Origin of the sequence: Mucilaginibacter sp. SG538B (genome assembly GCF_013376065.1) — a bacterium.
Classification (GTDB): domain Bacteria; phylum Bacteroidota; class Bacteroidia; order Sphingobacteriales; family Sphingobacteriaceae; genus Mucilaginibacter; species Mucilaginibacter rubeus.
Window position 1 is genome coordinate 1,210,506 of record NZ_JABMJI010000001.1, and the last position, 11,995, is coordinate 1,222,500.

Genomic DNA, 11,995 nt, shown 5'->3' on the forward strand with positions numbered 1-11,995 from the left:
CTTTTTTTAATCCTGATTAAAACATGAAAAAATCAATCTTGTTTATTGCTCTTTTAGCCGCCATGGCCTTTGGGCAAAACAAAGCATCGGCACAAAACAAGCCCTTGTTTACCGGTGCTATAGGTGTGCAGGCTTATACATTTCGGAGCAGTATGCCAAAAGTTACCGCCGCTGTGCTGGATACTATAAAATCATTGGGCATCACTGAAATTGAAGGCGAAGGGCCGAAAGGGATGCCGCCCGAAGAGTTCAGGAAAATGTGCGATGAACGGGGTATCAGCATCCCATCAACCGGGGCCGGGTATGAGGCCATTGTGAACGATCCTGGTAGTATTATTAAACAGGCTAAAATACTGGGTGCCAAATATGTGATGGTTGCCTGGATTCCACATGGTAAAGAGTTTACTTTGGATGATGCCAAGAAAGCCGCTGCCGATTTTAATCGGGTGGGTAAGATCTTGAGTGAAGCGGGTTTAACCTTCTGTTACCATAATCACGGTTACGAGTTTGGCACTTATAACGATGGTACATTGTTTGATTATATCGCCCAAAATACCGATCCGAAATATGTCTCGTTCGAGATAGATATCCTGTGGTCGTTCCATGGCGGGCAGGATCCGGCTGCATTGATCAATAAGTATCCGTCGAGGATGAAACTGATGCACCTGAAAGATATCCGCAAAGGCGTAGCTAACGACCTTACAGGTGGCACCGATACAAAAAATGACGTAGCATTAGGCACCGGGCAAATTGATATCCCCGGAGTGTTGAAAGCTGCAAAAAAGGCGGGTATTAAACACTACTTTATCGAGGATGAAAGTCCATCGTACAGTCAGCAATTGCCGGTTACCATTGCCTATCTGAAAGGTTTAAAGGATTAGTATATGAGTAATTTAAACCGCAGGCAAGTGTTAAAAGCGATTGGTTTAACGGCGGGCGCCGCCGTATTGAGCGAAGCTGGAATGGCGGCTGCACCGATAGCGCCAAAAAAAGGCAATGGTTTTGTTTACTCGCTAAACATGAGCACCATCCGCGGGCATAATCTTGGTTTTGTTAAAGAGCTTGAAGTAGCTGCCAAAGCCGGTTTTACCTCAGTAGAGATCTGGATAGATACCCTGCAAACTTATCTGCAAAGCGGCGGGTCATTAACCGAAGCCAAAAAGATCATCGCGGGCTTAGGCCTTAAAATTGAAGATGCCATAGGTTTTGCCCCATGGCTGGCCAATGATGAACCTACCCGTAAAAAAGCGCTGGAGCAGCTTCAACGGGAAATGGACATGCTGGCACAGATAGGCTGTCATCGCATTGCAGCCCCTCCGGCGGGCGTGACCAAAGGCCCGGTACTTGATCTGGATATGGTTACTGAACGATACCTAACCATCCTGAAAATGGGCGAGGAAACCGGTGTTATGCCTCAACTGGAAATGTGGGGAGGCTCACAAAATCTGAAACATATAAGCCAGGTACTTTATGTAACTACACAGTGTGGTAACGCGAATGCCCGTATTTTACTCGATGTGTTCCACATTTTTAAAGGCCAGTCGGCAGCGGAAAGCCTCAATTATGTAGGCCATCATGCCCTGGATATTTTTCACGTAAATGATTATCCGGCAGGTATCAGTCCTGAGCTGATCTCCGAACCCGACAGGATCTATTGCGGAGACGGTATTGCCCCGCTTAAACAGATCCTGCAAATAGTTAAAAACCCCGAACAGCCGCTGGTGATCTCGTTCGAGGTTTTTAATAAAAGTTATTATGCACAGGATGCTTTAACGGTGGCCAAAACCGCGTTGAAGAAAATGAAGGAGGTAGCCTCTTGAAGAACATATAAAAGAGGTGGGATTGTGTGATTCCCCTCTTGAGAGGGGCGGAGGGGTGTGTTTCTGCTTTGATAAGTCTACCGCAGAAATACACCCCTGCTACCGCTCATTTACCCGCGCCCCTCTCAAGAGCGGATTTTAAAAGCTCACCATCGATGAGCATAAATAAGCACCAAATATTAAATCTTTCCTTTTTTACTTCCCTTCATAAACAAAAGCTACACTGTCTTTCACGGTAAGCCTGCTCATATTCTGCCCTACGTAAATAACAGTATATTTCGACGGTTTACTGATGTCATAAGCCTTTAGCAGGTCAATGGTGGCCGATAGGCTATCTTTAGGATTAACCTTAATATAGCTGCTGGGCGGTGGCGGCATAATTCTTTTGGCCATTGCGCCTTTGTACAGCATTTCCTGACCGCTTGCATCTTTTACGTCGAGGTATTTGCTCATCAATGGCTCAAATGGGGTATGCCATTTGCAAAATTGACGGGCTGTGTCGGCATCGTTGTAAACGGTGAATTTTAGCTCAACGGCGTCTCCAATTTTAATTGTGGGCTTTATTTGCATTTTGGCAAACAGGCTGGCGCTTATAGCAGGGGCAGAACTTTGATTTTTAGCAGAATCAGAACCGGCAGATGTGTTTTTAACATGATTAACAGTACATGCCGATAAAGTAAGCAGGGTTGCAGATAAGATTATTTTGTAGTTTTTCATGCCGCAAAGGTAAGCACTTCAATTACCATTGGCCTGATAGAATTTTGAACCCGTGATTTCAGGCTGGCCCTGTTAAACCCTAAACCCCAATTTAACCCTGCCTTAATATTAGGTTGCGTAATTTTGTTGACATCATGGAGCAGATGGCTTTAATTTCCTCGTTAAAACACACAGGCCCGGTCATCAAAAAAGATCAGCCGGATGACAGCTATAAATTTCAGCCCCTGCCCGAGCCCTCCGGCAATTATCCCTATCATCTATCCATACATGATGTAGTGCACGGCATTGCTGATGACAAAATGGTTTTTCATATGGTAGGGGATACCGGCAGCATCCGTAATCCGGGTTCGCAAAGGCGCATAGCAGCTTTAATGGCCGCACAGTATAAAGTGCTTTCCGGCGCCGGTAAACCAAAGTTTTTGTACCATTTAGGTGATGTTGTTTACAACTACGGAGAGGCTCAAAACTATTATGAGCAGTTTTTTGAACCCTATAGCCTTTATCCGGGGCCGATATTCGCGATAGCCGGTAACCATGATAGTGATGTAAATCCTGCTGCTGCAATGCCGTATCAAAGCCTTGATGCTTTTACAACTGTGTTTTGTGATACTGTTTCGCGCCCGGTAATGCTGAGCCGAAGGATAGACCGCAAAAGCATGCCGCAGCCCAATATTTACTGGACAATGGACACCCCGCTGGCAACCATCATCGGTTTACATACCAATGTACCTAAGTATGGCGTTGTTACCCGCGAGCAGCGTGAATGGTTTATGGAGGAACTGCGATCTGCCGATATGCAGCGGCCAGATAAGGCAATTATCCTTTGTATGCACCATGCCCCTTATTCGGCAGATATTAATCATGGAGCCAGTTTGCCGATGATTGATTTTTTAGAAGGTGTTTTTGAAGAAACCGGCATCAGGCCTGATATAGTTTTTAGCGGGCACGTACACAATTATCAGCGTTTCAGTAAGGAATATAATGACTTAACCATGATGCCTTATATTGTTGCCGGTACCGGAGGCTTTGATGAATTGCATCCAGTTGCTTTGACCGACAATACGGGTTTTACTGCCGAAGATTCCAGGTTTGATGGGGTTAGCCTTGAATACAGTTGCGATACCCGTCATGGTTTTTTAAAGATCGCTGTTGAAAAGATTAACAATAATGGGCTCACCTTAACCGGTGAATATTACACTTTAGCTGATGAGGACGAAAATACAGCTGTTTTAACGGATAGCTTTGTTATTAAAATTTAAAACAAAAACACCCGAAGAAAGGAACTACTTCCTCCGGATGTTTTAATATTAAAGCTCAATTGCCTGTATCGCTTTATCTAAAGCAATTTCCTGCATGCCCGGTACCTTTACGCCCTCAACTCTAAATGCTTTAATATCCGTCATCCCCATAAAGCCCAGCACAGCCCTTAAATAGGACTCAGTGAAATCATAAGCTTTCATGAATCCTTCAGAATATACTCCGCCGGATGAAATGGCAAGGTATACTTTTTTATTTTTAACTAATCCCTCAGGTGTTTTTCCATCGTATTTGAAAGTTTTGCCTGCACGTGCAACATGATCTATCCATGTTTTTAAGGTTGATGGAATGCCGAAGTTGTACATCGGTGCATCAATAACTATGGTATCGGCATTCATTAGTTCGGCAATTGCCTCGTCCGAATGTTTAACGGCTTCAACAAGCTCGGGTGTCCTTTTTTCTTCAGGAGTGAAAAAAGATGTTATGTGTGCTTCTTCCAGGTGTGGGAAGGGGGTAGCTGTTAAATCATGTGTGATTAAAGTATGATCCGGGTGGGCCGATTGTAATTCACTTACGATGGCCTTGCCTAATTTTACGCTGAATGATGCTTCGCCCCTCGGGCTGCTGATGAGATGTAATATTTTCATTGCTCTTTATTTTGTAGCAGCAAAATTACCTCTCATAACTATCAAAAAGATACCACTATCCTGAAGGATACCGGTATCCTTTAGGATAGTGGTATCCTTTAGGTGAATTATCTGAAGTTCAGGAGTACCGGAAATGTGCAGATCCGCGAAGCGCTAAAATTTATGGTTTTTAAACAAAGGCCTGTTTGGCGGCAAATGCTTAAACAAAAAAAGCCCGTTTTAACTATAGATTAAAGGTTTTGTGTTTTTTTAACCCATTCATTACCACGTATTTGTACGTGGGTCGATTGCGTATAAATACGTGGTAATTAACGTGCATACACTTGCTTGTTACTAAAGCCAGATGCCCAACTTTGGATTAACATCAGCAGCTAACCTGCAACCACCTATAAACATCTAATTATCATGATTTACCAAACCGTAAGTTTTTTAGCCGAGCAGTTAAATAACTATCTCAAAACAACCGACGGGAACAGCGGGCTCAGCTCAAGCTTCACCCAGCTTAAAAACGTGGCCCACCTGAGCGATGATGAGATCAAAGGGCTTGAGAATATCCTGGTAACGCTGGTAAATATATCCGAAGAGTTTACCATGAAAAACATACCGAACTATGTACGCAACGGCGATGATATTAACTATCGCAACGCGCCAATGTACCTTAACCTGTATGTTTTGTTTTCGGCTTGTTTGCATTCTTCTTATGAAAAATCACTGATCTTCCTGTCTCATATCGTCGAATTTTTTCAGGGGAAGAGCACTTTTACCAAACAAAACAGCCCGACCACGAAAGTAGGCCTCGGCGATTTTCGCCTTATACTTGATATCTACTCGCCCACATTTGAGCAGGCCAATTACCTGTGGAGCACGTTGGGTGGTAAACAATTTCCATACGTATTGTACCGCGTCAGGCTGATTGAAATACTGCGCGATAATGTGACCGAAACACGAGGCATCATTAAAAAGATAGAATTGAGCGATAAATTGAGCTAACGATTAGTGCCGGCGATTAACCTGTAAATTATAAACCCGATGGTACTGGACCTGAACTACGAAACGCTTTTTGAGGTTGACATCCGTCATCATTATCACCTGGATGACGGGATCACACTCTTTGACACGCTGAGTGCCGACGCGCGCCTGGCCATGCTGGAGCGTTATGATATAGGCAGTTTCATGAGCGTAACGCCTACTAAAGCTACAAGGGCAAAGTTCGCAGGCTTGCACATGGTTTATAAACAGACCGAAACCGGCATTATTACCGGCATTCCGTATACTTTAAACGGCACGAAGGAACAGCCGCAGATAGTACCGCCGGATAACACCGTATTTAGCTTTAGTATGGCTATTAACGACGGGCTTTTTGCGAACTATAGCTCACTGCCTTTAAAGGCGCCGGATGGTATGGTATACTTTTTTACCAACGATCCTTCGTATTCGCCGCGTGTGGCGCCGTTTTTAACAGCGACACCGAATGTGTACAAGGCTGCTACCGACTATTACCCCGGCGATATGCTGGTAGATAACCAGGCTGCGCCAACTAAATTATTTATCGCCCAGAAAAAGAATAACCTTGATCCGGCAGCGGGCGCTACCCCGGCGGGCAACTGGGTAGCTGATCCGCTGGTAGGCGGAAAACCGCTGGCCTACGCAAGTAATAATGATTTGATCCGCCAATTTGGACGCATATTTACTTACCAGGTTACGGTGGCTAATAAAACCCCGGTACTCACTATAAAAGATCGCTTTGGCAATGTTGTAAACGTGCCCGGCAGTGTGGAAACCGGGCCTTTGAATATCATCAAAGCTGATATGGGCAATTTACCGGAAGGTTTATATACTGCCCACCTGGCAACCGCAGGTTATACTGACGACTTTCCGTTTTATTACAGCATGGACTCATCGGCCTGGGCTTTTATTGATATCTGTGTTAAAACAAGCGGTGCAACTTATAACCTGCTACAGGCGGATACCACGCTTAAATCGCCGGTGTTTAGTTTACGGTTTAAAAACCGGGCAACCTACTGGCGCTATATAGGTAAAACTTTTGGCGCGGCATCAGTAACTGATAACCCGCTGCCCCTTACCCGGCAGGGTTTCATAGCTGTGAAAGTGAAGGATAAAAATAATCATCCAACCACCATCGACCTGCCCAATGCAACGGCATCCCTTATTAAACCAGAAACCAATCAGATTTTTTCAGACATATTTTTTTAGGAAGTAAAAAACAGTAATATGGCAACAACATACAAAACTCCGGGTGTTTACGTGGAAGAAATTCCACTCCTACCTCCATCGGTGGCCGAGGTTGAAACGGCTATCCCGGCCTTTATAGGCTATACACAAAATATTAGCTATAACGGGGCATCGCTGCAGTACAACCCTGTCAGGATCAAATCGCTTAAAGAGTATGAGCAGATCTTTGGTTTTGCCGAGAATACCCTGTTCACCACAACCGGAACAGCAACCGGTATCAAGATCAAAAAGGCGGCCGGTGTATTTTCATTTGATGCCGCGGTTGACGATCCTTACGCAGCCCTGAAATTTAGGATGTACTATTGCCTGCAGCTTTACTTTGCCAATGGCGGTGGCCCTTGTTACATTGTTTCGGCAGGCCAAACTGGTGCGGCTGTTAATGTTGACAAAGCTTTGCTTGGAAACGCGCTTGCCGCGGTTCAAAAGGAAGACGAGCCCACAATCTTGCTGTTTACCGATGCGGTAACCCTTACCGCACCTGCAGATTATTATGGCTTGTTTACCGCGGCATTGGCCCAGGCTGCATTTCTGCAGGATAGGGTGGTACTTATTGACCCCTATGTGGCAGTAGCCGATAAAGGGAAAAAAGCGTTTGGCGATATCGCAACTGCTTTCCGCACAGCTATTGGGGTTAATAACCTTAGTTATGGTGCTGCCTATTATCCATGGCTGCAAACCAGCATCAACTATTTCAGCAATGAAAGCAAACAGCTGATTGTTTCCGGAACAGGCGTTACACCAACTGATTTTCCGGCCACTGCCGTTCTGCGCGACGATGCCAATACAGCCAATTCTATCTATCACTTAAATAGTGATCTGTATAACTATATCAAACAGCAAACCAGCCTGTTCTCGGTTATTTTACCTCCCGCAGCTGCAATAGCAGGTGTATACGCATCCGTTGATAATACGCGGGGTGTTTGGAAAGCGCCGGCAAATGTGAGCCTTAACATGGTTGTGGCCCCAATGGTAAAAATTGATGATGCCGACCAGGAAGATATGAACGTCACCAGCACCGGTAAATCAGTAAATGCCATCAGGGCATTTTCGGGCAAGGGTGTATTGGTTTGGGGAGCACGTACGCTGGCAGGTAATGACAACGAATGGCGTTACATATCCGTAAGGCGTTTCTTTAACATGGTCGAAGAATCGGTTAAAAACTCAACCCAACCCTTTGTATTTGAGCCTAATGATGGTAATACCTGGGCAAAGGTACGCGGTATGATAGCCAACTTTTTAATACTGCAATGGCGTGCGGGAGCTTTACAGGGCGCCAAGCCTGAAGATGCCTTCTTTGTACACGTTGGCCTTGGTGAAACGATGACCTCGCTGGATATACTGGAAGGCAGGCTTATTGTTGAAGTAGGCATGGCTGTGGTCCGTCCGGCCGAGTTTATAATTCTTCGTTTCAGTCATAAAATGGTTCAATCTTAAATCAATTAGTCATGGCTTATAAAACACCCGGAGTTTACGTGCAGGAGATTGCACTGTTTCCGCCATCAGTTGCCCAGGTTGAAACCGCTATACCCGCCTTTATAGGTTTTACAGCTTTTGCATTAACTCCTGAAGGCAAATCATTGGTAAATGTACCAACCCGTATAAAATCGTTGCTGGAGTTTGAAAGCTTATTTGGCGGCGGCTATGTACCGGTAACCATTAAGGTTACTGTTAACCCGGCTACAAACCAGATCCTGAACGTGGTACCCGATAAACGGTTTCATTTGTATGTATCACTCAGGCAGTATTTTGACAATGGCGGCGGGCCATGTTATATCGTTTCGGTGGGAGATTTCTCATCTGCAGTAACGGCGCCGCCTATATCAGGAGGTATCGATACCCTATCGGCCGAGGATGAGCCTACACTGATCTTATTTCCCGATGCGGTTGAGCTGGTAAGCGGTGGTAACCCCGACCTTGTTGCTTTTAGCGGTTTGCAAACCAAAGCGTTGGGCCTGTGCGCTTCTATGCAGGATAGGTTTTCGATACTTGATGTGCTGCAGGGCGATAAACGCCAGGATGTTAGCAATAAGCCTATTGATGACTTCCGGAGTTCGATAGGGATCAACAATCTCAATTATGGCGCGGCTTATTATCCCTGGATTATAACCACTTATGATGTCAATGTTGATTTCAGGCAGATGGAATTTTGGAATAATGCAGGGGTACCGGCCAAGATCACCAATTATGATGGCTTTTCAAAAAGCACTGATGAAAAGGCACTGGTAACCAACCTGCAAAATGCTATCAAAGATACTGATAAAGTAATCGGATCTGTATTTAGCAACGCTGCCGATGCAACTGCGTTGAGGGTAGGCGGGGTTGATGCAGTTAAGTCAAAGTTAACCGCATTGGCAAATAATATTGCTCAAAATGTAACTCCCGATGTACAACTGACCAGTTACCTCGATTTGTTGGCCGCCATTGTTACCGCGGGTAAAAAGGCTAAAGATGCACCCGCTGTTGGTGCGTTATATGGCAAAGATATTGATGCTTTGAGCAAAGATGCAAAGCTTGCCGCTGCCATCACCAACCTCATTGCCTACGAAAAAAATGCCAAGGTGGCTGCTAATACAACCGCCGGTCGTAATCCAACACCTGTTTATTCGGTATTAGATAATACAGCATGGATAACCAATTCAACCTATGCGGCAATAGCTGCTAATGCAGATAATTTTACCAAAGATGCAGCCGGTGCGCTTTCCATTGTACAGGCATTACAGGATACAGTTGCCACTATTTTAACTGGCTTTGGCGCATTAATAAACGGTGCCCTGTTTTATGAAAACCTTGCCGAGCAGGCTTTATTCTCGGGCAACGTATTTTTCAGCGCTGCTAACTCGGCAATAACGCTTAAAATGAGCACTATTCCCCCGTCTGGGGCAATAGCAGGGGTGTATGCCAATGTTGACGGTACCCGGGGAGTTTGGAAAGCACCTGCCAACGTAAGCCTTAACAATGTGATTGGCCCCGCTGTAAAAATTGACAACAGCGACCAGGACGATATGAATGTTACTGCCACCGGTAAATCAATCAATGCTATCAGGGCTTTTGCGGGCCGGGGCACTTTGGTTTGGGGAGCGCGTACCTTAGCAGGTAATGATAATGAATGGCGCTATATCCCTGTCAGGCGTTTCTTTATCATGGTTGAAGAATCGGTTAAAAAGGCTACTTATCCTTTTGTATTCGAGAACAATGATGCCAACACCTGGACAAAGGTGCGGGTAATGATCCAGAACTTTTTAACGCTGCAATGGCGTGCCGGGGCCTTACAGGGCGCTAAACCCGAAGACGCATTTTTTGTACACGTTGGCCTTAACGAAACCATGACCGCGCTTGACATTTTGGAGGGCCGCATGATAGTTGAAATTGGTATGGCTGTAGTAAGGCCTGCCGAGTTCATCATCCTCCGCTTCTCACACAAAATGCAGGAGAGTTAATTATATAAAAGCTAAAAGCGGAATGCATAAAGCTTAAAGCTATTAATTACTTGATTTAAAGCTAATTAATAGGTTCTATATAAATCAATGAATTTCATTTAAAACAAATAAAATGGCAAATTATCCTCTACCCAAATTCCATTTCCAGGTTGACTGGGGTGGCACACGCATCGGTTTTACCGAAGTAACCGGCTTACAGATTGAAACCGAAGTGGTTGAATACCGCGAAGGCAGCAGTAAGGAATACAATAAGGTAAAAATGCCCGGCATGCGCAAATACGGTAACATCACCCTAAAACGCGGCACATTTGCTAACGATAACGAGTTTTATGATTGGATGAACACCGTAAAACTAAACCAGATAGACCGCCGCGACCTTACCATTAACCTGCTTAACGAAGAGCATCAGCCGGTAGTTACCTGGTCGGTAAAAAATGCCTTCCCGGTTAAGATCCAGTCGGCCGATTTGAAAGCAGATGCCAACGAGGCTGCAATTGAAACGCTTGAGGTTGCGCACGAAGGTTTAACCATCAAAAACGGCTAATCATGGCCTTCGACGCTAAATCGGGTTATCCGCCTTTAGGTTTTCACTTTAAGGTGGTGTTTACGGGCATTGGCGATGAAGAAATCGACAGCCGGTTCCAGAACGTATCGGGCCTATCCATGGAGATGGAAACAGAATCCAAAAAGGAGGGCGGCGAAAACCGTTTTGAACACGCGCTGCCGGTAAGGGCCAAGTTTCCGGCACTGGTGCTGAAGCGAGGGCTCATTACCGAATCAAAACTGCTGATGGACTGGTGCAATAACGTGTTCAATAATTTTATTATCGAACCCAAAGACCTGACCGTAAGCCTGCTTAATGAAGAACATGACCCGCTTTTAACCTGGAATGTAGTGCAGGCCTGGCCAAAAAAATGGAGCCTGAGCGATTTGAATGCCGAGCAAAACAGCATCGCAATTGAAAGCTTTGAGCTGCAATACCAGTATTACACCCTTCAAACCTGATGTTATGCCAATTGAGATCAGAGAACTGAACATCCGCGTGAGCGTAAATCAAAGCCCTGCCGAACAGGATTCAAAGCCCTCGGGTGTCGGTGGCGGTAGTGGCGGTGGCGGCGGTGATAAAGATGAGATCATTGCCGAATGCGTGGAGCAGATACTGGAGATTTTGAAAAATAAAAACGAACGCTGATGGCCGATAACGTAACCAAAATGAAGATCGTGGCCTGGTCCGATCCGAAGAGCAAAAATGAAGAAGGCTCTATGACGGTACAGGTTAACCCCGAAAGCTACAGCCAGAAGATCGAGATCAAGTATTCTGATAAACAGGCGCAGGGAACCTCGGGCAAGTTGCCCAAGTTTTCCAAAATTGAGCCCCAGAAGATGGATTTCGAGCTGATGTTTGATCGTACCGGGGTTATCAATGGTGCTACCGCCGGTGAGTTAGGGGTTGACGAGGATATCGATAACCTGCAAAAGCTCATCATCGAATACCAGGGCGATAAGCACCGGCCAAGGTTTGTAAGTATCTATTGGGGAACGCTTCAGTTTGACGGTGCCCTGGAAACAATGGATATCAGCTATAAACTGTTTGATAGCCAGGGCCGCCCGCTCAGGGCCATTGTAAAAGCTTCGTTCATTGGTTCGGTTGAGGATAAAAAGCGGGTAGCTAAAGAAAATGCCCAGTCGCCCGATTTAACAAAAGTGAGGGTGATTAACGAAGGGGACACATTGCCGCTGCTCTGCTACCAGATATACGGCGATTCAAAGTATTACATAGAAGTAGCCCGGGCAAACAGTCTTAACGATTTCAGGTACCTTAAAACAGGCACAAAGCTCAAATTTCCACCATTAAATCAATAAC

At 45.3% G+C, this 11,995-nt stretch carries 13 protein-coding genes; 11 read left to right on the forward strand and 2 right to left on the reverse strand.

Annotated elements, in window-relative coordinates; all coding sequences use genetic code 11:
- The first annotated feature begins 23 nt into the window (after nucleotides 1–23).
- Together FHW88_RS04810 and FHW88_RS04815 are read left to right on the forward strand one after the other, a co-directional pair.
- Nucleotides 24–881: a sugar phosphate isomerase/epimerase family protein gene (locus FHW88_RS04810; protein WP_176623567.1), complete on the forward strand. Its 858-nt coding sequence runs from the start codon at nucleotides 24–26 to the stop codon at nucleotides 879–881.
- 3 nt (nucleotides 882–884) lie between these two features.
- The gene (locus tag FHW88_RS04815) at nucleotides 885–1,820 is read left to right on the forward strand and encodes a sugar phosphate isomerase/epimerase family protein (protein WP_176623569.1); all 936 of its coding nucleotides are present in this window, start codon (nucleotides 885–887) and stop codon (nucleotides 1,818–1,820) included.
- A gap of 195 nt (nucleotides 1,821–2,015) precedes the next feature.
- Here the strand turns inward: FHW88_RS04815 and FHW88_RS04820 are convergent, their stop codons facing one another.
- Nucleotides 2,016–2,537 (reverse strand): protease, encoded by a 522-nt coding sequence (locus FHW88_RS04820; protein WP_176623571.1) that lies wholly within the window; start codon nucleotides 2,535–2,537, stop codon nucleotides 2,016–2,018.
- Between the two features lie 113 nt (nucleotides 2,538–2,650).
- Here FHW88_RS04820 and FHW88_RS04825 point away from each other — a divergent pair, with 113 nt between their 5' ends.
- Nucleotides 2,651–3,796, forward strand: coding sequence for a metallophosphoesterase family protein (locus tag FHW88_RS04825; RefSeq protein ID WP_218117129.1), 1,146 nt, complete (start codon nucleotides 2,651–2,653; stop codon nucleotides 3,794–3,796).
- A gap of 48 nt (nucleotides 3,797–3,844) precedes the next feature.
- Here FHW88_RS04825 and FHW88_RS04830 read toward each other — a convergent pair whose 3' ends face one another.
- Nucleotides 3,845–4,441 carry an FMN-dependent NADH-azoreductase gene (locus FHW88_RS04830; RefSeq protein WP_176623573.1) on the reverse strand — a complete coding sequence of 199 codons (597 nt, stop codon included), beginning with the start codon at nucleotides 4,439–4,441 and terminating at the stop codon, nucleotides 3,845–3,847.
- A 405-nt stretch (nucleotides 4,442–4,846) separates the two neighbouring features.
- Here FHW88_RS04830 and FHW88_RS04835 point away from each other — a divergent pair, with 405 nt between their 5' ends.
- The 8 genes from FHW88_RS04835 (at nucleotide 4,847) to FHW88_RS04870 (ending at nucleotide 11,994) form a co-directional block, all read left to right on the forward strand.
- Complete coding sequence (locus tag FHW88_RS04835; protein ID WP_090524152.1) at nucleotides 4,847–5,431, forward strand: DUF4255 domain-containing protein; 585 nt, start codon at nucleotides 4,847–4,849, stop codon at nucleotides 5,429–5,431.
- Nucleotides 5,432–5,470: 39 nt separating this feature from the next.
- Nucleotides 5,471–6,655 carry a hypothetical protein gene (locus tag FHW88_RS04840; RefSeq protein WP_176623575.1) on the forward strand — a complete coding sequence of 395 codons (1,185 nt, stop codon included), beginning with the start codon at nucleotides 5,471–5,473 and terminating at the stop codon, nucleotides 6,653–6,655.
- A gap of 18 nt (nucleotides 6,656–6,673) precedes the next feature.
- Nucleotides 6,674–8,128, forward strand: coding sequence for a phage tail sheath family protein (locus tag FHW88_RS04845; protein ID WP_176623577.1), 1,455 nt, complete (start codon nucleotides 6,674–6,676; stop codon nucleotides 8,126–8,128).
- 11 nt (nucleotides 8,129–8,139) lie between these two features.
- Entirely contained in the window at nucleotides 8,140–10,131 is a 1,992-nt protein-coding gene (locus FHW88_RS04850; RefSeq protein WP_176623579.1) for a phage tail sheath C-terminal domain-containing protein, read from the forward strand.
- 112 nt (nucleotides 10,132–10,243) lie between these two features.
- Nucleotides 10,244–10,675, forward strand: a complete 432-nt coding sequence (locus FHW88_RS04855; RefSeq protein ID WP_090524162.1) for a phage tail protein — start codon at nucleotides 10,244–10,246, stop codon at nucleotides 10,673–10,675.
- A gap of 2 nt (nucleotides 10,676–10,677) precedes the next feature.
- The gene (locus tag FHW88_RS04860) at nucleotides 10,678–11,136 is read left to right on the forward strand and encodes a phage tail protein (protein ID WP_091171169.1); all 459 of its coding nucleotides are present in this window, start codon (nucleotides 10,678–10,680) and stop codon (nucleotides 11,134–11,136) included.
- 4 nt (nucleotides 11,137–11,140) lie between these two features.
- The gene (locus tag FHW88_RS04865; protein WP_090524169.1) at nucleotides 11,141–11,323 is read left to right on the forward strand and encodes a DUF5908 family protein; all 183 of its coding nucleotides are present in this window, start codon (nucleotides 11,141–11,143) and stop codon (nucleotides 11,321–11,323) included.
- Entirely contained in the window at nucleotides 11,323–11,994 is a 672-nt protein-coding gene (locus tag FHW88_RS04870) for a CIS tube protein (protein ID WP_090524172.1), read from the forward strand. Before FHW88_RS04865 ends, FHW88_RS04870 begins: the two co-directional genes overlap by 1 nt.
- Nucleotide 11,995 lies beyond the last annotated feature (1 nt).